The 20,438-nt window shown below is 73.5% G+C and carries 13 protein-coding genes; 5 read left to right on the forward strand and 8 right to left on the reverse strand.

Translation table 11 applies throughout. The features are described from left to right. Positions 1 to 37 precede the first annotated feature (37 nt). Both ON36_RS01955 and ON36_RS01960 read right to left on the reverse strand, forming a co-directional pair. Positions 38 to 1,213, reverse strand: coding sequence for an FAD-dependent monooxygenase (locus tag ON36_RS01955; protein ID WP_043647118.1), 1,176 nt, complete (start codon positions 1,211 to 1,213; stop codon positions 38 to 40). A gap of 5 nt (positions 1,214 to 1,218) precedes the next feature. After that, complete coding sequence (locus tag ON36_RS01960; RefSeq protein ID WP_052313557.1) at positions 1,219 to 8,337, reverse strand: non-ribosomal peptide synthetase; 7,119 nt, start codon at positions 8,335 to 8,337, stop codon at positions 1,219 to 1,221. A 268-nt stretch (positions 8,338 to 8,605) separates the two neighbouring features. Between ON36_RS01960 and ON36_RS01965 the strand changes: the two genes are divergently transcribed. Continuing rightward, a complete protein-coding gene (locus ON36_RS01965; RefSeq protein ID WP_043647120.1) occupies positions 8,606 to 9,481 on the forward strand; it encodes an SDR family NAD(P)-dependent oxidoreductase in 876 nt (291 codons plus the stop codon). Positions 9,482 to 9,530: 49 nt separating this feature from the next. Here the strand turns inward: ON36_RS01965 and ON36_RS01970 are convergent, their stop codons facing one another. Continuing rightward, entirely contained in the window at positions 9,531 to 10,775 is a 1,245-nt protein-coding gene (locus ON36_RS01970; RefSeq protein WP_157224733.1) for an FAD-dependent oxidoreductase, read from the reverse strand. Between the two features lie 713 nt (positions 10,776 to 11,488). Between ON36_RS01970 and ON36_RS01975 the strand changes: the two genes are divergently transcribed. Further along, positions 11,489 to 14,047: an ATP-dependent Clp protease ATP-binding subunit gene (locus ON36_RS01975; RefSeq protein ID WP_043647122.1), complete on the forward strand. Its 2,559-nt coding sequence runs from the start codon at positions 11,489 to 11,491 to the stop codon at positions 14,045 to 14,047. Positions 14,048 to 14,110: 63 nt separating this feature from the next. On the opposite strand, the gene ON36_RS01980 is transcribed toward ON36_RS01975, so the two are convergent. From ON36_RS01980 to ON36_RS01990, 3 genes are all read right to left on the reverse strand, one after another. After that, the gene (locus ON36_RS01980; protein WP_043647124.1) at positions 14,111 to 14,581 is read right to left on the reverse strand and encodes a YfbM family protein; all 471 of its coding nucleotides are present in this window, start codon (positions 14,579 to 14,581) and stop codon (positions 14,111 to 14,113) included. Between the two features lie 77 nt (positions 14,582 to 14,658). Continuing rightward, on the reverse strand, positions 14,659 to 15,468 hold the full coding sequence (locus tag ON36_RS01985; protein ID WP_043647127.1) for an LLM class flavin-dependent oxidoreductase: 810 nt from the start codon (positions 15,466 to 15,468) through the stop codon (positions 14,659 to 14,661). A 16-nt stretch (positions 15,469 to 15,484) separates the two neighbouring features. Next, complete coding sequence (locus ON36_RS01990; protein ID WP_052313559.1) at positions 15,485 to 15,742, reverse strand: SHOCT domain-containing protein; 258 nt, start codon at positions 15,740 to 15,742, stop codon at positions 15,485 to 15,487. Positions 15,743 to 15,934: 192 nt separating this feature from the next. Between ON36_RS01990 and ON36_RS01995 the strand changes: the two genes are divergently transcribed. Beyond that, positions 15,935 to 16,576, forward strand: a complete 642-nt coding sequence (locus tag ON36_RS01995) for a vWA domain-containing protein (protein WP_174377529.1) — start codon at positions 15,935 to 15,937, stop codon at positions 16,574 to 16,576. 1 nt (position 16,577) lies between these two features. Here the strand turns inward: ON36_RS01995 and ON36_RS02000 are convergent, their stop codons facing one another. Together ON36_RS02000 and ON36_RS02005 are read right to left on the reverse strand one after the other, a co-directional pair. Beyond that, positions 16,578 to 17,246, reverse strand: coding sequence for a response regulator (locus tag ON36_RS02000; protein ID WP_085999557.1), 669 nt, complete (start codon positions 17,244 to 17,246; stop codon positions 16,578 to 16,580). Then, complete coding sequence (locus tag ON36_RS02005; RefSeq protein ID WP_052313560.1) at positions 17,243 to 18,538, reverse strand: sensor histidine kinase; 1,296 nt, start codon at positions 18,536 to 18,538, stop codon at positions 17,243 to 17,245. The genes ON36_RS02000 and ON36_RS02005 overlap by 4 nt, the downstream gene beginning before the upstream one ends. A 145-nt stretch (positions 18,539 to 18,683) precedes the next feature. Between ON36_RS02005 and ON36_RS02010 the strand changes: the two genes are divergently transcribed. Then, positions 18,684 to 19,580, forward strand: coding sequence for an ABC transporter ATP-binding protein (locus ON36_RS02010; RefSeq protein WP_043647130.1), 897 nt, complete (start codon positions 18,684 to 18,686; stop codon positions 19,578 to 19,580). Then, positions 19,577 to 20,434, forward strand: a complete 858-nt coding sequence (locus ON36_RS02015; protein WP_043647133.1) for an ABC transporter permease — start codon at positions 19,577 to 19,579, stop codon at positions 20,432 to 20,434. The genes ON36_RS02010 and ON36_RS02015 overlap by 4 nt, the downstream gene beginning before the upstream one ends. Positions 20,435 to 20,438: the final 4 nt, after the last annotated feature.

Consider the following 20,438-nt stretch of genomic DNA (forward strand, 5'->3'; position numbering starts at 1 on the left):
TCGAGCGGGCTCAGCGGTCGCCGCGGCGCGTCCGCCGTCACCGGATCGCCCCGGCGGTCAGCGGCTCGACCGGAAAGCGCATGGGCGCCATGTTGATCCGCTTGATCAGCCCGGCGGGGGCGTATTCCAGTACGAGGTCGCGGCCGCGGCGCAGCAGTGGGTTGTCCCACTGCTCGGTACGGCTGAGCTTGCGCGATTCCTCGACCAGCATGCGGGTGCGCGGGATGCGGGCGCGTTCGTAGTCGCGCAGCGCGGCGACGGGGTCGGTGGCGCCGGCGAGGCTGCGGGCCAGGACATAGCCGTCCTCGATGGCCGAGCCCGCCCCCTGGCTCAGGCTGGTCAGCATGGGGTGGGCGGCGTCGCCGAGGAGGGTGACCGGCCCGTCGCCCCATCGCGGGTCGAAGTCGCGGTCGCGGGCGGGCACCGACAGGATCGCCGTGCGCGGGGTCGCCGCGATGGCCGCGCCGATCTCCGGCGCCCAGCCGGCGTAGGTCGCGGCGATCTCCTCGCGGGTGCCCGACCAGGAACGGGCTTGCGCGGCGGGCATATTGGCGGTGCCCCACCAGTAGACCTGTCCGTCGCCGAGCTCGATGAGCCCGAACCGCTTGCCCGAACCCCAGTAGTGCCCGATCCAGCCGGGGGTGACGCGCGGGTGGCGGAACTCGGTGACGGCCAGCCAGCAGACGTAGCCGTACTCGTTGACCTCGCCCGGCCCCTGGATCCGGTCGCGCACCACGGAGCCGATGCCGTCGGCGCCGATCAGCACGTCGCCGCGTTCGCTCCGTCCGTCGGCGAAACGCACGACGACGCCGCCGGTCTCGGGGAGTTCGTAGCCCAGCGCCCGGGCGCCGAAGGTGATCGGCACCTCGGGCGCGGCGGCCCGCAGCGCGCGGGTCAGCGCGCCGCGGTCCACGCTGACCGTCGGGGCGCCCAGTTCCTCGCCGATCGCGGCGATCGGGATCTCGCGGAAGACCCGGCCTGCGGGGGTGCACAGTTCGAAGGTCCGGGCGGGTCGACCCAGCGCGACGGGGTCGATGCCGAGCGCGCGCAGGGTGGCGGCGGCGTTGCTGGCCAGGCCGAGCCCGGTGCCGCCCGCGCGCAGGGCGGGCGCGGCCTCGAACAGGCGGGCCTCGATGCCGATCGCGCGCAGGGCGGCGGCGGTGGTCAGCCCGCCGATGCCTGCGCCGAGAACGATGACGCGGGGAGAGCTCATGGATGTCACTGCCTTGTCCTGGTTGGTTCCGCCGCGGTCAGCAGCCGGCCGAGGGTGGCCGCCAGCTCGGCGACGTGCGGTTCGGTCATCATGTCGAGGTGGTCGCCGGGGATGGTGACGATGTCGAGGTCGCCGCGGACGAGGTCGTCCCAGCCGTTGGAGTCGCTGTCGAACATGGTGCCCGCCAGCGTGTGCGCGAACTTCAGGCCCGGCGGCAGGCCGCCCGCGGCGCGCAGCAGGGTGACGTCGCGGTCGAGCGGCGTCATCCGGTAGGACTGGATGGCGGTGGCGTTGCCGTCGAAGACGCCGAAGAGCCTGCGCAGGGTGCGTTCCGAGCTCTCCGGCGGCAGCAGGCCCGCCGCGACCGACTCGGTGAGCATGTGCGCGAACAGGTCGTCGCCGTCGGTGCCCGGCGCGAAGTCGACGTCGGCGGCCTCGGCGCCGCGGGCGTACCAGAGCAGTTCCTGGAAGAACCACCGCATCTTCGCGTCCGCCGGGAATGCCTCGCGCGGGCCGGTTCTCAGCGCGATGGTGTCGAGCAGGGTGAGGCTGGCGACCTCGTCGGCGTCGAGCTGCCGGGCCATCTCCAGCGCGACATAGCCGCCGAACGACCAACCCGCCAGGTGGATCGGGCCCTCCGGGTGCACGCGCCGGATGGCGGCCAGGTACGCGGCGGCCATCGCGGTGACGTCGTCCAGCGGTTCGCTGCCGATGTCGGCGCCCGCCGCCTGCAGCCCGTAGACCGGCCGCCCGGCGGGCAGGTGTTTGGTCAGCGCGAGGTAGCACAGCACGTTGCCGCCGATGGGGTGCACCAGGAACAGGGGAGCGCCGGCCCCGGTGCGGCGCAGCGCGACGACGGGGTCGAAGCGTCGTTTGCCGTCGTTGCGGACGATGGCGGCCAGCGCGGCCGCGGTCGGGGCCTTGACGAAGGTGTCGAGAGGTATCTCGGTGTCCCAGCGCCGGTTCAGGCTCAGCACCACCCGCATGGCGCCGACCGAGGTGCCGCCCGCGTCGAAGAAGTCCTGGTCGGCCGAGAGCGCGGGCACGCCGGCGAATTCGGCCATGATCTCGGCGACGGCGGCCTCGATCTCGTCGCGGGGCGCCACGTGGTCGCCCGCGGGGCCGAGGCCGTCGCGGCCGTCCAGGTCGAGGTCGCGCAGGGCCCGGTCGTCGCGTTTGCCGCTCGGGGTGCGCGGCAGGGCGTCGAGCCAGGCGAACCGCGTGGGCACCATGTGCGCGGGCAGGGCCGCGCCGAGCCGGGTCCGCAGCGCCGCGACGTCGGTGGCGGCCTCGTCGCCGACCAGGAACGCGGTGAGCACGCCGTCGATGCCGCCGAAGGTCCGTGCCACGACGGCGGATTCGGTGATGCCGGGGAACTCGACGGCCAGCGCGGCGATCTGCAGCTCCACCTCGGCGGGCTCGACGCGGTAACCGCGGATCTTCACCTGGGCGTCGGCGCGGCCGCGGCACACGATGTCGCCGGTGCCGAGGCGGATGCCGAGATCGCCGGTCCGGTAGACCCGCTCGCCGCCGGGGCCCGCGGGAACGAACCGGGTGGCGGTAAGGTCGCCGCGGCCCTCGTACCCGGTGGCCACGGCGACGCCGCCGAGGTAGATCTCGCCCTCGACGCCGTCGGGCACCGGGCGCAGGGTGCGATCGAGCAGGTGCACGGTGGCGCCGTCGACGGCCCGGCCGATGGGCGGCAGGGCCGGGAACAGCTCGGCGGCGCCCGTCATGGCGAAGGCGGTGGTGACGTGGGTTTCGGTGGGCCCGTACTGGTTCTCCACGATCAGCCCGGGCACCCGCCTGCACAGTTCCCGGATCTCCGGGGTGACGCGCAGCTGCTCGCCCGAGGAGATCAGCACGCGCAGCGCCGTGGGGTAGCGCTCGGTGGCGACGGCCGTCTCGGCGAGGGCCTGCAGGGCGACGAAGGGCAGGAACAGACGCTCGATGCGTTCGCCGACGAGGGTGTCCAGCAGCGCGGCCATGTCGGAGCGCTGTGCCGATCCGGCCAGGCGCAGCAGGCCGCCCGCGGCGAGGGTCGCCCAGATCTCCTGGAACGACACGTCGAAGCTGAGGGGGGCGTACTGCAGGGTGCTCGCCGCCGCGCCGGTGGCGGTGCCGTTCTGCCACTCCACCAGGTTGGCCAGCGCCCGGTGCGGCATGACGACGCCCTTGGGTTCGCCGGTCGAGCCGGAGGTGAACAGCACGTAGGCCGCCGATTCCGGGTGCGGTAGCGGGAGCGGGCCCGCGGGCGCGCCCGCGCCGAGGGTGTCGGGATCGATCCGGATCGCGGGGTCGGGCAGCAGGTCGGCGTAGGCCGCGGCGGCGACGACCCGCGCGGGCGCGCTGCGGTCGAGCATCCGGCGCAGGCGCTGTTCGGGGTAGTTCGGGTCCAGCGGCACGACCACCGCGCCTGCCCGCGCGACGGCGAGCACGGTGGCGATCAGGGCGCGGCCGCGATCCATGAGGACGCCGACCCGGGCCTGCGGCGCGAGCCCGAGGGCGAGCAGGTCGGCGGTGATCCGGCCCGCGTGCTCGGCGAGTTCGCCGTAGGTCCACGTGCCCTCGTCGTCGCGCACGGCGATCGCGTCCGGGGTGCGGGCGGCCCGCTCGGCGGTCAGCGAGACCACGTCGGTGGCGCGGATGCGCGGGTGGTTGCGGTCGATCGGCTCGTCGGGCGCCACCAGCAGGCACTCGAGGATGCGCAGGCAGGTGCTCGCCAGCAGCGCGCACTGCTCGGGGGTGGTGTCGGCGTCGCCGTCGACGCGCAGCAGCATGCGGTCGGTGCGCGGGTCGATCGCGACGGTCAGCAGGGCGGCGAAGTTGGTCTCCTCGCGCACGTCGAAGTCGAGCAGCTCGACGCCGTCGATGCCGGCCAGCCGCGAGAACTGGTGATAGTGGACGTAATTGAAGGCAGTGTCGAACAGCGTGGTCTCCGCGCGCCCGCCCGCCGCCCGGTCGGCCAGGATGGCGCGCAGCGGGTAGCGGCGGTGCGGGACGGCCGCCCGCTCGGCGGCGGCGACCTGGTCGACCGCCTCGCGCCAGGTGCGGGCGCTGCCGTCCAGCCGCAGCGGCAGGGTGTTGAGGAACAGCCCCGCGACGGTCTCCGCGTCGGGCCTGCCCGGCCGGGCGTGGCCGATCACGCCGGTCACGGTGTCGGTCGCGCCGGTGAGCACGCCCAGCGCCAGGCAGTGCGCGGTGAGCAGCAGCGTCTTGACCGTGACGTCCTGCTCGGCGGCGAAGCGCCGGGCGGCGGCCTGGGTCCCGCTGGGGACCAGCAGGGTCGTGCGCGGCCGCACCGGCGTGCCCGCGGGCAGGTGCGCGGTGAACGAGCGCAGCTGGGTCGGGGTCGCGCCGTCCAGCGTCGCGCGCCAGTACCGCGCGTGCTCGTGCGCGGCGGTCGCCCGCTGTTCGTCGCGCACGTACTCGGCCAGCACGGTGGACGGCGCCGCCGCCGAAACCGGTGCGGTGAGCGGGAATCCGAGCGCGGAGAGGTAGTCCTGCACGAGTTCCCGGACGACGGTGGCGACGCTCCAGCCGTCCAGCACGGCATGGTGGAAGCTCAGCACCAGCTCGACCGTGCCGCCCGCGCCGGGGAAGACGGCCAGGTGCCACAGCGGCCCGGCGGCGATGTCGTAGGCGAAGCGGCGGCGGTCCTCGATGTGGGCGGCGATCCGGTCCTCGTCCGCGCCGGGCCAGACCGTCACCGGCGCGGTGGCTGCCGGGTGGACGATCTGGAGCGGTGTGGTGAACCCGGTGAGGTCGAAGGTCGAGCGCAGCGCGGGCTGCCGGGCGGCGAGCCGGTCCGCCGCGGCGCGGAACTCGCCCTCCTGCCACGGCATCCGCAGGCGGTAGCGGAAGACGTCCTTGTAGAGGGTGGATTCGGCGCGCTCGGCCGCGTGGAACAGCATGCCGAGCTGGAGCGAGCCGACCGCGAACGCGTCCTCGGCCTGGGCCAGCGCGGCCCGGTCGACCAGGGCGACGCCGGCGAACGGCTCGCCGACCCGGTCGGCGGGCGCCGCCTCGGTCCCGGCGGACGCCGCGAGGGCGGCGATGGTCGGCCGGGTGAACAGCACGTCGAGGTCCAGGTGCAGGCCGTGCCGCTCGGCCGCCGTGCGCAGGGCCAGCGCCAGGATCGAGTCGCCGCCGTGGGTGAAGAAGTTGTCGTCCACCCCGATCGGGGCGCCGAGCAGCTCCGTGCAGAGCCGGACGAGTTCGGCTTCGGCCGGGGTGCTCGGCGCCCGCCGGTCGTCGGTCGCGGCGGGGGCGGCGGCGGCCAGCGCGCGCCGGTCGAGCTTGCCGTTGGGGGTCAGCGGGATCCGGTCCAGCGCCACGAACCGGCTCGGCACCATGTACGGCGGCAGGGCCGCCGACAGGTACGCGGCCAGCGCGTTCGCGTCGGTGACGCCGGGCGCGGCGGGGACGAAGTAGCCGACCAGGTGGGTGCCTGCCGCCTCGGACTGCTGGTCGAGGACGGCGGCGGCCCGGACGCCGGGCGCGCGCAGCAGCGTGTTCTCCACCTCGCCGAGGGTGACCCGGTTGCCGCGGATCTTGACCTGGTCGTCGCGGCGGCCCAGGTATTCGAGGGTGCCGTCGGCCAGCCAGCGCGCGATGTCACCGGTGCGGTAGCGCCGCCCGCCGGGGGCCGTCGGGTCCTCGACGAAGGCCGCGGCGGTCAGGTCGGGCCTGCCCAGGTAGCCGCGGGCCAGGCCGACACCGGCGATGTTCAGCTCGCCCGCCACCCCGGGCGGGACCCGCCTGCCGTCCTCGTCGAGGACCAGCAGGTCGATGTTGTCGATCGGCCTGCCGATGGGCACCACGGTGAGACCGGCCGGGTCGGCCGGGCAGTCGAACCAGGACACGTCGACGGTCGCCTCGGTCGGCCCGTACAGGTTGACCAGTCGCGGCGCGTCCGCGGTGCCCCCGAAGACCGCGGCGAAGCGGGTGACCAGCTCGGCGGGCAGCGCCTCGCCGCTGCAGAACACCCGCCGCAGCGACGCGACCCGCCGCCGCGCCGCGGGCTCGGCGGCCAGCTCGTCGAGGAACGGCCCGAGCATTGAAGGCACGAAGTGCAGCACCGTCACCCGGTGGGTCTCGATCGCCTCGACGATGCGCCGGGGATCGCGCTCCGCCCCGGGCGCGAGCAGCGCCACGCTCGCGCCGGTGAGCGCCCACCACATCAGCTCCCACACCGAGACGTCGAAGGTCGCCGGCGTCTTCTGCAGGATGACGTCGTCCGCGCCGAGCGGGTAGCGGCGCTGCATCCACGCGAGCCGGTTGACGACCGGCCGGTGCTCGATCATCACGCCCTTCGGCGTGCCCGTCGATCCCGACGTGAACAGCACGTAGGCGAGATCGCCCGGCGCCGTGGTCGATTCGGGCGCCTCGGCGGCACCCTCCGGGCGGACCGGGACCCGGGTCACCCCGTCCGGCACCGCGCCGGCGGGCAGCCCGTCGGCGGTGATCGCCAGCCGGGCGCCGCTCTGGGTGAGCACCGTGGCGATCCGCTCGGCGGGGTAGGCCGGATCGACGGGCACGTACGCGGCGCCCGCGCGCAGCACGCCCCAGATGGCGACGAGCAGTTCCGGCGAGCGCGGCAGCACCACCGGCACCGGCTCGTCGGCGCGCACGCCCGCGGCCGCCAGCTCGGCGGCCAGCCGCTCGACCGCCGCGCGCAGGTCGGCGTAGGTCAGGGTGCCGTCCGCGCCGCGGACGGCGGGGGCGTCGGGGGTGCGCGCGGCCTGCGCGGTGAACAGTCGATCGAGCGAGTCCCCGGGGAAGGGCACCGTGGGGCCGGGCTCGAAGGCGGCCAGGGTCCGCCGATCGGCGGAGGGGAGCGCGTCGAGTTCGCGCAGTGGCACGTCCGGCGCGGCGAGGGCGTTGCGGAGCAGCGCGGTGACCCGGCGCAGGGCGTCGGCCAGGGGGAAGTCGGCGTCGAACACGTCGGTGGAGGCGAACAGGTGCAGGTCGACCGTGCCGTCACGTTCGTGCTCGACGGCGATGATGTTGGCCGCGTCGGCGACGGTGCCCCCGGAGAAGAACTCCGAGCGCGCCAGCAGCTTCTCCAGGTGATCGGCCGCGGGCAGGGTGCTGTAGGAGTAGGTGACGTCGAACAGGGTCGGCGGCGTGCCGGTCCGCTCGGCCAGCGCCCGCACGATGTCGCCGAGGGCGAAGCCCTGGCGCGGCTTGAGCGCGCGCACCTGGTCGGCCACCCGGCGGGCGACGTCGAGCAGGGTGGACGACCCCGCGACCGGCACCCGCAGCGGGAGCATGTTGGCGAAGTCGCCGACGGTGGCGAGGTCGGCGGGCGCCCGGTTGAGCATCGGCACGCCGAGCACGACCTCGCCGACCCCGTGGACCTGCGCCAGGTGCGCCGCCAGCGCGGCGGCGGTCACCGAGAACATCGACAGCCCGGTGGCGCGGATCGCGGCCGCGAGCTCCGGGTCGACCCGCACCGTGCGCGTCGTGCGGGTCACGGTGTCGAGCGCGGCGGTGCGGGTGAACAGCGCGGGCTCGGTGTCGCCCAGGTGGTCGAGGAACCACTGCCGATCCTCCCGCCAGCGGTCGGAGTCCCGATAGGCGCGCTCGCGCGCGACGTGGTCGAGGAACGACGGCATCGGCACGGCGGCGAGTTCGGCGGTGGGCGTAGCGCTTTCGTACATGCCGAGGATCTGGGCGAAGAGCAGGTTGAGCGCCCAGGCGTCGCCCGCCGCGTGGTGCAGCCTGCCGTAGAGGTAGTGCGAGCCGGGGCCGTCGATCAGCAGGGCGAGCTCCAGCGGCGGTCCCGCCTCGGCGGGTGGCCTGCCGTTGGCCTCGCGCATCCACTCCCGGCAGGCCACCGCCGGATCGTCGGCGGCCGACAGGTCGACCACCTCCAGCGCGGGGACCGTGTCGGCGACGGACTGCCGGAACCCCTCGGGGCCGCTGTGGAAGCGCAGCCGCAGCGCGTCGTTCGCCTCGTGCGCGAGCTCGACGCAGCGCCGCATCCGGTCGGGGTCCAGCGCCTCGGCCACGTGGCTGTAGCCGCTGATGTGCACGAGCGGCAGGTGCGGGTGGCGGGCCGCGACGGCCAGCACGTCGCGCTGCAACGCGGTGACGTCACGGAATTCGTCCTCGAGCATGAAAAGTCTCCCCTCGGAATTGGAGCGCGCGATGATGCCGATGTTGCCGATGGTTTGACGGCACGACGAAAATGCAGGGGCGGACTTTGTTTCTCGAGACAAATCCCCTGCTGGGCGCACCATTGCGCCTGTGCCGCAACGCGTTTGCCGTCGCGTGGCCTCTGTGCCTAGATTTACGCGGTAAAGCTTTGGCGAGCAAGATTCGCTCCGGTGCTCGTGACGACAATCACCCGGGAAACGGATCCCGGATGAGGGGAATGGAAACGTCATGCGAACAACAGATTCCGGCGCCGTCCTGGTGACCGGGGCCTCGTCGGGACTCGGCCGGGCCGCCGCCCTGCACCTGGCCGCGCGTGGTCTCCGGGTCTACGCGGGCGTGCGGAACGACACAGCCGCAGAGGAACTGCGGACGGCGGCGGGCGGTGGCCGCCTCACCGCGCTGCGGCTCGACGTGACCGACGCCGACAGCGTCGCCGCGGCGCGCGACGCCGTCGCGTCCGAGCTCGGTGCCGGGAGTTTGCGCGGGGTGGTCAACAACGCGGGCATCTGCGTCAGCGCGCCGGTGGAATGCCTCGCGCTGGAAGATCTCCGGCAACAACTCGAGGTGAACCTGGTCGGCGTCGTCGCGGTCACCCAGGCGTTCCTGCCGCTGCTGCGCGCGGCCGCGCCCGGCGGGGGCGGCCCGGCGGGCAGGCTCGTGAACGTGAGCTCCGGCGTCGGCCGGGTCGCCGGGCCGTTCCTCGGCGCCTACGCCGCCGCCCAGTTCGCCAAGGAGGGTCTCTCGGACTCGCTGCGCCGCGAGCTGGCGGGCACCGGTGTCGCCGTCTCGGTGATCGAACCCGGCGCCATCGCCACCCCGATCTGGGACAAGGTCGCCGCCACCGCCGACCGCGTCCTCGCCGCCGCGCCCGCCGACGTCGCCGCCCTCTATCGCGCGCCCTTCACCCGCTTCGTCGCGCGCAACGAGTCCGCGGCCCGCTCGGCCGCCACCACTCCCGGCCAGTTCGCCCGCGCCGTCGAACACGCGCTGACCTCGCCCCGCCCGCGCACCCGCTACCGCGTCGGCCGGGACGCCGCGGCCGCGAGCCTCGCCGCGCGTCTGCTTCCGGACCGCCTCCTCGACCGGGTACTGGCGGCGGGCTAGGGGGAACGCCTCGGGCGCGGCGCGGGTGGCGCCGCGCCCGAGGCGTTCCTCAGCGCAGCAGGCCCTGGCTGCCGCTGTAGCGGGCCGGGCCGCCGGTGCGGACCGTCGGCAGGGGTTCCACGCGGAAGCGCATCGGGTCCATGGTGATGCGCCTGATCAGGCCGTTGGGGGAGTAGCCGATGGCGATGTCGCGGCCACGGCGCAGGACCGGGTTGGTGATGCTGCCGGTGCGCGCGAGTCGGCGGGACTCCTCCACCAGCCGGCGTGTGCGCGGGATGCGGCGGTGCTCGTAGTGGCGCAGGGCGGCGACGAGGTCGCGGTCGCCGTTGAGCTGGAGGGCGAGGCTGTGCGCGAGGACGTAGGCGTCCTCGATGGCCGCCGCGGCGCCGTGGTTGAGGCCGGGCAGCATGGGGTGGGCGGCGTCGCCGAGCATGGTCACCGGGCCGTAGCCCCATTCCGCGCCGAAATCGCGGTCGCGGGCCGGCTCGGCGACCAGGGCGCTGCGCGGCGTCGCCTCGATCGCCGCGCGCACCTCCGACGCCCAGCCGTCGTAGTGCGCGAGGACGTCCTCCCGCGTGCCCGCCCAGGCGCCCGCCGCGGCGGCGGGCATGGTGGTCGTCGCCCACCAGGAGACCTTCCCGCCGCCCAGCTCGATCATGCCGAAGCGCTGCCCGGTGCCCCAGTAGTGCCCGATCCAGCCCGGGGTGATCCGCTGGTGCCGCAGGTCGGCGGTGCCCTGCCAGGTCAGCTGGTCGTAGGTGATCGGGGGCCGGGCGGGCTGGACCCGGGCGCGCACCACCGAGTCGAAGCCGTCGGCGCCGATCAGCAGGTCGCCGGTGGTGTGGTGCCCGTCGGCGAAGTGCACCCGCACGCCGCCGGTGGCGGGCATGTCGAAGCCGACCGCCCGCGTTCCGGTGGTGACGCGGCAGTTCGGGGCGGCCCTGCGCAGGGCGGCGCACAGCGTCCGCCGGTGCACGCCCGCGGTGGCCGCGCCCAGCTCGACGCCCATGTCGGCGACGTTCATCCGCCGGATCACCCCGCCCCGCGGGCCGCACACCTCGAGCTGCCGGGCGGGGCGGCCGATGACGTTGAGGTCGACGCCGAGCGCCCGGAGCGTGGCGTTGGCGTTGCTGCCCAGTTCGAGGCCGGTGTCGGCGGGCACGATGTCGGCGGCGGCCTCATAGAGGTGGGCGGCGATACCCACCGCGTGCAGGGCGGCCGCGGTGGCGAGCCCACCGATGCCCGCGCCGAGGACGATCACCCGGGGTTGCTGCGAGGAATTCGAGGAATTCACTGACTGGTCCTGTCGCTGCCACGGTGAGGCCGGGCCGGGAGGAGACAGGGTGCGGCGACCGTGGGTTCGGTTACGGATCGAGAACGGCAGCCGCGCCGCTGCTGCTGCCGGAGCGATTGTTCCACAACGCAATTGATCTCGTGGCGGCCCGGAATGTGAGGATCGCAACGCGAGGGCGCCCGAGCCGCCCTGACCCCGCTGTCGCCGACCGGCTACCGTCGGAGGTACCGGGCCGAGCCGGGCGCCACCCCGCGATCCGCCGCCGGGATCGAACGGACGCCCCCGGCCCGACCCCGCCGGCCCCTGCTCACGGCCCGGCCCCCGGCGGCGCGATCCGCGGACGCCCCACCCCCGGTTCGGCCGTCTCGCCGCCGAGGGCGGGACGAGGCGCGGTATCGCCCCTCGACGCGGCGGTCACGAGGCCGACCACACGGCGCCGGAGCCGCCGCCACAGTACTGTTCGCTCAGGGCAAAATCCGTGGGGAAACGAATGCCGCTACCTGTGCGTTATGAGTGAATGACCATGTTGCCGCCGGTCATCAATCGGATGGACCAGCGGCGGCGGAACCCCCTGCCAACTAGAGTGGAGGCGGGGGCCGCAACCCCCGGGCTTCATGGCAGGCTGACGAGTGATCGTCGGGCTGGCGCCCAGGTTGTCCAAGTGCACTGCGGCGTCTGTTGCCAGAATGTCGGAGCAGGAGAGTGAGGGAGCGATGTTCGAGAGGTTCACCGACCGCGCGAGGCGTGTCGTTGTCCTGGCCCAAGAAGAGGCCCGGATGCTCAACCACAACTACATCGGCACCGAGCACATCCTGCTTGGCCTGATCCATGAGGGCGAGGGTGTCGCGGCGAAGTCCCTGGAGTCGCTGGGGATTTCGCTCGAGGGCGTGCGCAGCCAGGTGGAGGAGATCATCGGTCAGGGTCAGCAGGCCCCGTCCGGTCACATCCCGTTCACCCCGCGCGCCAAGAAGGTGCTCGAGCTGAGCCTGCGCGAGGCGCTGCAGCTCGGCCACAACTACATCGGCACCGAGCACATCCTGCTCGGCCTGATCCGGGAGGGCGAGGGCGTCGCCGCCCAGGTGCTGGTCAAGCTCGGCGCCGACCTCAACCGGGTCCGCCAGCAGGTCATCCAGCTGCTGTCCGGATACCAGGGCAAGGAGCCGGTCGAATCGGGCACGCGCGGCGAAGCGGGCACCCCGTCCACCTCGCTGGTGCTCGACCAGTTCGGCCGCAACCTCACCCAGGCCGCCCTCGAGGGCAAGCTCGACCCGGTCATCGGCCGCTCGAAGGAGATCGAGCGCGTCATGCAGGTGCTGAGCCGCCGCACCAAGAACAACCCGGTGCTGATCGGTGAGCCCGGCGTCGGTAAGACCGCGGTCGTCGAGGGCCTGGCGCAGGCCATCGTCAACGGCGAGGTCCCCGAGACGCTCAAGGACAAGCAGCTCTACACCCTCGACCTGGGTTCCCTGGTCGCGGGCAGCCGCTACCGCGGTGACTTCGAAGAGCGCCTGAAGAAGGTGCTCAAGGAGATCAACACCCGCGGCGACATCATCCTGTTCATCGACGAGCTGCACACGCTCGTCGGCGCGGGTGCCGCCGAAGGCGCCATCGACGCGGCCTCGATCCTGAAGCCGAAGCTGGCCCGTGGCGAGCTGCAGACCATCGGCGCGACCACCCTCGACGAGTACCGCAAGTACATCGAGAAGGACGCCGCCCTGGAACGCCGCTTCCAGCCGGTGCAGGTCGGCGAGCCGACCGTCGAGCACACCATCAACATCCTCAAGGGTCTGCGCGACCGCTACGAGGCGCACCACCGGGTGTCCATCACCGACGGTGCCCTGGTCGCCGCCGCGACGCTGGCCGACCGCTACATCAACGACCGGTTCCTGCCGGACAAGGCGATCGACCTCATCGACGAGGCGGGCGCGCGCATGCGCATCCGCCGGATGACCGCGCCGCCGGACCTGCGCGAGTTCGACGACAAGATCGCCGACGCCCGCCGCGAGAAGGAGAGCGCGATCGACGCGCAGGACTTCGAGAAGGCCGCGCGCCTGCGGGACAAGGAGAAGCAGCTCGTCGCCAAGCGCGCCGAGCGGGAGAAGCAGTGGCGTTCGGGTGACCTGGACGTCGTGGCCGAGGTCGACGACGAGCAGATCGCGGAGGTGCTGGCCAACTGGACCGGTATCCCCGTCTTCAAGCTCACCGAGGAGGAGACCACCCGTCTGCTCCGCATGGAGGACGAGCTGCACAAGCGGATCATCGGCCAGGAGGACGCCGTCAAGGCCGTCTCCAAGGCGATCCGCCGCACCCGCGCCGGCCTGAAGGACCCGAAGCGTCCGTCCGGCTCGTTCATCTTCGCCGGTCCGTCCGGCGTCGGTAAGACCGAGCTGTCCAAGGCGCTGGCGAACTTCCTGTTCGGCGACGACGACGCGCTCATCCAGATCGACATGGGCGAGTTCCACGACCGCTTCACCGCCTCGCGCCTGTTCGGTGCCCCTCCCGGGTACGTGGGCTACGAGGAGGGCGGCCAGCTCACCGAGAAGGTGCGGCGCAAGCCGTTCTCGGTGGTGCTGTTCGACGAGATCGAGAAGGCGCACCAGGAGATCTACAACACCCTCCTGCAGGTGCTCGAGGACGGCCGTCTCACCGACGGTCAGGGTCGCACGGTCGACTTCAAGAACACCGTGCTGATCTTCACCTCGAACCTGGGCACCTCCGACATCTCCAAGGCGGTCGGCCTGGGCTTCGCGGCCTCCAACAACACCCAGTCGAACTACGACCGGATGAAGCTGAAGGTCAACGACGAGCTGAAGAAGCACTTCCGCCCGGAGTTCCTCAACCGCATCGACGACGTCATCGTCTTCCACCAGCTCAACACCGAGCAGATCGTCGAGATGGTGGACCTGATGATCGGCCGCGTCGCCAACCAGCTGCGCAACAAGGACATGGCGATCGAACTGACCGCCGACGCCAAGGCCCTGCTGGCCAAGCGCGGCTTCGACCCCGTGCTCGGTGCGCGACCGCTGCGTCGCACCATCCAGCGCGAGATCGAGGACCAGCTCTCGGAGAAGATCCTCTTCGGCGAGATCGGCCCCGGCCAGCTCATCGAGGTCGGCGTCGAAGGCTGGGACGGCGAGGGCCAGGGCGAGGACGCCAAGTTCACCTTCACCGGCAAGGCGAAGCTGGACAAGGTCTCCACGGAGAAGGACAAGCCCGAGGTCGTCCTGACCGCGACGGGCGACGCCCCGGAGGCGGCCGCCTCCGGCGAGTAGGCACACAGCCGACGAGGCCCGCCCCACCAATCGGTGGGGCGGGCCTCGCTCTGTCGGTGCCGCTCAGCCGCAGCGCTGGAGCAGCGGGTATCCGGACCGTGCCGCGTGCGCGAAGATCGCGACCAGGTCCCGGTAGCCCGCCCGCAGGTAGGGCAGCGCGTCGCCGCCGTCGCGTGCCCAGATCGGGGGATAGACCTCGGCCGCTTCCATGGCGGGCGGGTCGTAGTGCCCGGCCAGCTCGTCGAAGGTCAGCCCGCCCAGCCTCTCCGCCGTCGCGGCGACCAGCTTGGGCCGCCAGGCGGTGTACCGCCCGCCGCCCGATTCCAGTGGGATCCCGGCGTGGCAGAGGTCGACCCCCGCCTCGGCGGCGGTCAACAGGAAGTCCAGCCCGCCCCACGCCTTGTCCAGATCACCGTCCGGGTCGCCCTCCGGCGGGGTGAACCGCGCCAGGAATTCCTCGCCCCAGGCGGCGTCGTCCAGCATCCGCCGCAGATCGTCCAGTGCGATCCGCGCGAACGACATCGTCACACCCATGTGTGGTCTCCTCCCGTACAGACGGGCGAAAGGTACCAGGGGGATCGGCCGTGGCCGCCCGGGTCGGCGACGGAGGGTCAGCGGTGTCCGGCGGCTCGGGCCGCGGAGAGAATCGGGTCGAAGGCGTCGGCCAGTTCGCCCGGGACGACGACCTCGTCGATGCCGTGGGTCTCGCGGCGGCGCAGGAGGGTGTCGAGGGCGGCCCGGGGATCGCTGGGGAGGAGGGCGGCGGCGCCTCGGGCGCGCAGGTCGGCGGGGGTGTGGCCGAGGTGGTGGCGGAGCCAGTAGGGGAGCCGGTCGCCGATGCCCGCGATCTGGAGGGTGCAGGGGAGGGGACGGTCCGTGTGGGCGCGTGCGGTGGCGATCAGGTCGGCCAGCTCGGATTCGGTCGCCGAGGGCGCGGCGGCCAGCAGGACTCGGTCGGCGTGGGCGGCGGCCACGGCCAGCATGCGCGGGCCCGCGGCGGCCACGACGATCGGTGGCGCGGGATCGACCTGGGAGCGCACGGCCCCGATCACCTCGATCACCTGGTCGCGGCGCCGGGCGGCCGACGGCCAGGGCCGGCCGAGCCGTTGGGCCTCCTGCTCGGCCTGCGGGCGTCCGGAACCGATGCCGAGCTCGAACCGGCCGTCGGAGAGCAGGCGCAGCGCGGCGGTCTCGCGGACCGTCTCCGCCGCCGAGCGCAGCGGCGCGGCAACCACATTCGTGCGCAGCCGGATGTCGGAGGTCACCGCCGCCGCGGCCGCCAGCAGCGGGAACGGCGAGGGCGTGAAGAGGGTGTCGGGCGCGAGCACGGTGTCGTAGCCGCGCTCCTCGGCGGCGCGGACCGCCGCGACCCATTCCTTGCCCGACCGGGCGTCGGGCACGATGCCGAATCGCAGGCTCATCGAATCATCCTTCCGCTCAGCGCTTCTCGCCGCGGCGCGGCTCGGTCAGCACGGCGAGGCGCGCGCGGTACTCCGCCTCGCCGACCTCCCCGCGGGCGAACGCGGTCCGCAGCGCGGTCACGGCGCCACCGCGCCCCGCGCACCGGCGCCGCGCGAGGAACAGGACCGCCACCACGGTGATCCAGAACAGCAGCGGGAAGATCCAGAAGAACGGCCACGGATGCCAGCCGCCGTCGTAGTGGTCGGCCAGCAGGGAAATCGTCGAAATGTCCATGCCCCCAGCCTCCGCCGCGCGGGGCGCGCGGACATCGGCCGCGCGGCCACATCCGCGCTACGCCGCGCGGCGTACCCGGCGCATAAGGAACCCTTGTCGCGCGCTTGAAGCCCTGGTCGGGCCGCTCTCGGGAAACGGCCGCCGCGCGTAGCGTGGAGGACGTCCGCAAGGCACACAGACACGGGGGTGTTCATGACCAATCCTGACCTGACCACGATCGCCGTCCTGCTCGACCGGTCCGGTTCGATGCAGACCATCAAGGCCGACACCGAAGGCGGGCTCGCCGCGTTCTACGACCAGCAGCGGCAGGTTCCGAAGCGGATCGAGGTGACCCTGGCCCAGTTCGACACCGAGTACGAGGTGGTCTACGCGAACCTGCCGCTCGCCCAGGTGCCCGCGCCCGTGCTCCAGCCGCGCGGTGGCACCGCGCTCTACGACGCCATCGGCAAGCTGGTGACCGCGCTCGGCGCCGACCTCGCCCGCCGCCCGGAACACGAGCGGCCGGGGACGGTGATCGTGGTCATCCTCACCGACGGCCACGAGAACTCCAGCCGGGAGTGGACGCACGCCGCGGTGCGGTCGCTGATCACCCAGCAGCAGGAGGTCTACCAGTGGAGCTTCGTGTTCCTCGGCGCGAACATGGACGCCGTCGAGATCGGCACGGGCATCGGTGTCGCGCCGGGCTCCTCGATGACCTACGCGGCGGCCCCGGCCGGCGTGCGCGGCGCGTTCGACGCCCTCGGTGCCTACGCCGCCCGCGCCCAGGCCGCCCCCGGCGGCGCGCCGCAGGCGTTCTCCGACGACGAGCGGCGGCGGTCGAACCCGGGCCGCTAGCTCACTGCCAGCCCGGCCGCACCAGGCCCGACTCGTAGGCGATGACGACGAGCTGGGTGCGGTCGCGGGCGTCGAGTTTGGTGAGGATGCGGCTGACATGGGTCCGGGCGGTCGCCGGGCTCATGAACAGCCGCTCCCCGATCTCGGCATTGGTCAGGCCCTCGGCGACCAGCGTCATCACCTCGCGTTCGCGCTCGGTGAGTTCGGCCAGCGCGGCCGGGGGCGGTTGTTTGGCGTGGGTGGAGAATTCGGCCAGCAGCCTGCGGGTGACGCCGGGGGACAGCAGCGCGTCGCCCGCGGCCGCCACCCGCACCGCGCGCAGCAGATCCGCGGGTTCGGTGTGTTTGACCAGGAAACCGGCCGCGCCGGCCCGGATCGCCTCGAAGACGTACTCGTCGAGCTCGAAGGTGGTCAGCACGACCACCCGCACCCCGGCGAGCTGGGGGTCCCCTGCGATCATGCGGGTCGCGGCGAGCCCGTCCAGCACCGGCATGCGGATGTCCATGAGGACCACGTCGGGCCGCAGGGACCGGGTGAGCCGGACCGCCTGCTCGCCGTTGTCGGCCTCCCCGACCACCTCGAGGTCGTCCTGGGCGTCGAGCAGGGCGACGAAACCGCCCCGGACCAGCGCCTGGTCGTCGGCGACGACCACCCGCACGGCGGGGGTCACCCGAGGGCCTCCTTCGGCTCGTCGCCCGCGGGTTCGGCGGCCTCCATCCGGGCGGGCAGCCGCGCCGCGACCCGGAACCCGCCGCTCGGCCGGGGGCCCGCGGTGAGCGCGCCGCCCAGCGCGTGGGTGCGCTCGCGCATGCCGATGATGCCGTTGCCGCCGGAATTGGCGGTCCGGGTGACCGTGCTGGTCGGGCGGGAGTTGTCGACGGTGATGTCGACCGATTCGGGGGAGTAGCGCAGGGTGACGGTGGCCGAGGCGCCCGGCGCGTGCCGGACCACGTTGGTCAGGGCCTCCTGGACGATGCGGGCCGCCGCCACGTCGATGACGCTGGGCAGCTTCTCCGGCGTGCCGAGGACGCGGGTGTCCACGGTCAGGCCCGTGGCGCGGGTGCGCTGGAGCAGGGTGTCGAGGTCGTCGAGGCTGGGCACGGGCGCCCGTGGCGCCTGCGCGGGCCGGGGCGGCGGCGGCGCGGGCTCCGCCTCCTGTTCGGGCGCGCGGGTGTCGGCGCTCTCCTCCACCGGCACGGCGACCGGGCCGCCGCTGCGGATGGCCTGCAGCAGCGTGTGCACCTCGGTGAGCGCCTCCTTGGAGGTGGTCTTGATGGTCGCCAGCGCGGCCGCGGCCTGCTGCGGCTTGCGGTCGAAGAGTTCCAGCGCGACCGAGGACTGCACGTTGATCAGCGACAGGCTGTGCGCGAGGACGTCGTGCAGTTCCCTGGCGATGGCGAGGCGCTCCTCGCTGGCGACCCGGTCGCGCTGGGCCTGTTCGTCACGCCGGGCCGCCTCGGCGCGCTGCTTCCGGGCCAGGGTCACCGCCCGGCGCTGGCGGATCCCCTCGGCGATCGCGACCAGCACCCCCATCCAGGCCAGCAGCCCGAACGCCTGCCAGGCGCCGGTGTCCCGGCCGAGCAGGGCGGGCAGCGGCCAGACCATCGTCAGATAGCCGACGGCCGCCAACGGGTAGGTGCGCCAGCGTGATCCGGTGACCGCGGCGGTGAGGAACGCGACGACCAGCGACAGGAAGATCGGGCCGTACCCGTAGCCGCAGATCACGTAGGCCGCGGCCGCCAGCAGCGTCACCGCGAGGACCGGCTCGGGCGCCTCCCGCCGGAAGCCGAGGGCGATCGGGCCGACCAGGAGCAGGATGTAGGCGAGGATGTCGAGCGGACGCGCGCCCGCCTGGTGGGTGTTCGCGCCGTAGCTGCCGCCGAGCTGGATGATCGCGATGATCAGCGCCAGGCCCCAGTCCCCGATGACCCAGCCACGATCCCATTGCGCAGGCGTTCTCACCCTGCCAAGCGTAGTGCGCCGACCTGCTCGGGCGCGTCGTTCGCGGGGGGTGGCCGGGGAGCGGGCGGGGTCCGCCGCGCGGCGTAGCCGGGGCAGCGCCCGGCGGCGGATGTGGCGGGACCCCGTGCGGGCCGATGCTCGACCCATGAACGAATCCCTGGTGGAGACCGAGCGCCTCACCAAACACTACGGCGCCAAGACCGCGGTCGACGGCGTGAACCTGCGGGTCACCGCGGGCCACATCTACGGCCTGCTCGGCCCCAACGGTGCGGGCAAGACCACGCTGCTGCGCATGCTGGCCGGGCTGATCCGGCCCAGTTCCGGCCGCGCGCGGATAGCCGGGCGACCACCCGGCGACCCCGCGGCGCTGCGCCGCACGGGCGTCCTCATCGAGGGCCCCGGCTTCCATCCCTACCTCTCGGGCCGGGACAACCTGCGCGTCCTTGCGCGCTACCGCGGGCTCGGCGAGGCGGAGGTCGACCGGGCGCTGCAGCGGGTCGGGCTCGCCGAGCGGGCAGGCGACCGGTTCCGCGCCTATTCGCTGGGCATGAAGCAGCGGCTCGGGGTGGGCGCGGCGCTGCTCGGCGACCCGGATCTGCTGATCCTGGACGAGCCGACGAACGGTCTCGATCCCGCCGGGTTGGCCGAGATGCGTTCGCTCGTCGTCGATCTCGCGGCCGAGGGCCGCACGGTGGTGTTGTCGAGCCACCTGCTCGCCGAGGTGCAGGAGATCTGCGACCGGGTCGGGGTGATCGCGGGCGGTCGCCTGCTCAGCGAGTCGACGGTCGCCGAATTGCGCGGCGCCGCCACCCTTCTGGTGCGCGCGACGCCGCTGGACGCCGCGCGGGAGGCGGTCCGCGCCGCGACCGGCGCCGACCCGCGGACGGCCGGCGACGGGTTCCGGGTCGAGCTCGACGGCACGGCCGCGCCCGCCGTGGCACGCGCGGTGCTCGGCGCGGGCGCCGACCTGCTGGAACTGCGGGTCGACGAGAAGTCCCTGGAGGAAGCGTTCTTCGAGATGACGACGGAGGCACACCGATGACCGGCCCTGCCGAACTGCGCGCGAGCGTGCGCGCCGAGACCCTGCGGCTCACACGCTGGCCCGCGTTCTGGATCGTGCTCGGCAGCTGGCTGCTGCTGAACCTGACCTTCGCCTACCTGTTCAACTATCTCGCCTACCGCTCCGGTGACGCCTCCCCGATGTCGGACGGGCTGCCGCGCGACCGGCTGCTCGCCCAGCTCCTCCCCGCGGCGGTCCCCGAGGTGTTCACGCAGGGCATGGCCATGTTCGGGGGCGCGCTCATGCTCATCCTCGGCGCGCTCGCCGTCGGCAGCGGGTACGGGTGGGGTACCTGGAAGACCGCGTTCACCCAGGGCCCGCGGCGGGTCGCGGTGAGCGGCGGGCTGCTGGTGAGTCTCGGCGCGGTGGTGCTGGCGCTGGTCGTGGTCGCCTTCGCCGTCGACCTCGGGGTGGCCTCGCTCGTCGAGGTCACCGAGGGGCAGCCGGCGGTGCTGCCGACGCCCGGGCGCGCGCTGCTCGGCATCGCCACGGGCGCGGCCATTCTCGGCATGTGGACCGCGGCGGGGGCGGCACTGGGGGCCCTGGCGCGCGGCCCGGCGCTGTCCATCGGGCTCGGCCTGGTCTGGGTGCTGGTCGTGGAGAACCTGCTGCGCGGCGTCGCGGGCCTGCTCGGCCCGGTCGAGGCGGTGACCGACCTGCTGCCGGGCACCGCGGCGGGGTCGCTCGCCGGCGCGATGCGCACGGTCGACGGTCCGGCGACGCCGGGTGTGCTCGACGTGCTCGGCCGCGGGGAGTCGCTGGTCGTCCTCGCGGTCTACACGGTTCTGTTCGCCGGTGCCACGGTCCTGCTGCAGGCGCGGCGGGACCTCACCTGAGCCG

The organism is Nocardia thailandica NBRC 100428, from assembly GCF_000308795.1.
Lineage (GTDB): Bacteria > Actinomycetota > Actinomycetes > Mycobacteriales > Mycobacteriaceae > Nocardia > Nocardia thailandica.

Excerpts from the sequence above, each read along its gene's own strand:
- ON36_RS01965 (WP_043647120.1), top strand. The coding sequence starts at position 8,606 with ATGCGAACAACAGATTCCGGCGCCGTCCTGGTGACCGGGGCCTCGTCG.
- ON36_RS01990 (WP_052313559.1), bottom strand. The coding sequence starts at position 15,742 with ATGGACATTTCGACGATTTCCCTGCTGGCCGACCACTACGACGGCGGC.
- ON36_RS01955 (WP_043647118.1), bottom strand. The coding sequence starts at position 1,213 with ATGAGCTCTCCCCGCGTCATCGTTCTCGGCGCAGGCATCGGCGGGCTG.
- ON36_RS02015 (WP_043647133.1), top strand. The coding sequence starts at position 19,577 with ATGACCGGCCCTGCCGAACTGCGCGCGAGCGTGCGCGCCGAGACCCTG.
- ON36_RS01985 (WP_043647127.1), bottom strand. The coding sequence starts at position 15,468 with ATGAGCCTGCGATTCGGCATCGTGCCCGACGCCCGGTCGGGCAAGGAA.
- ON36_RS01960 (WP_052313557.1), bottom strand. The coding sequence starts at position 8,337 with ATGCTCGAGGACGAATTCCGTGACGTCACCGCGTTGCAGCGCGACGTG.
- ON36_RS01980 (WP_043647124.1), bottom strand. The coding sequence starts at position 14,581 with ATGGGTGTGACGATGTCGTTCGCGCGGATCGCACTGGACGATCTGCGG.
- ON36_RS01975 (WP_043647122.1), top strand. The coding sequence starts at position 11,489 with ATGTTCGAGAGGTTCACCGACCGCGCGAGGCGTGTCGTTGTCCTGGCC.
- ON36_RS01995 (WP_174377529.1), top strand. The coding sequence starts at position 15,935 with ATGACCAATCCTGACCTGACCACGATCGCCGTCCTGCTCGACCGGTCC.
- ON36_RS02010 (WP_043647130.1), top strand. The coding sequence starts at position 18,684 with ATGAACGAATCCCTGGTGGAGACCGAGCGCCTCACCAAACACTACGGC.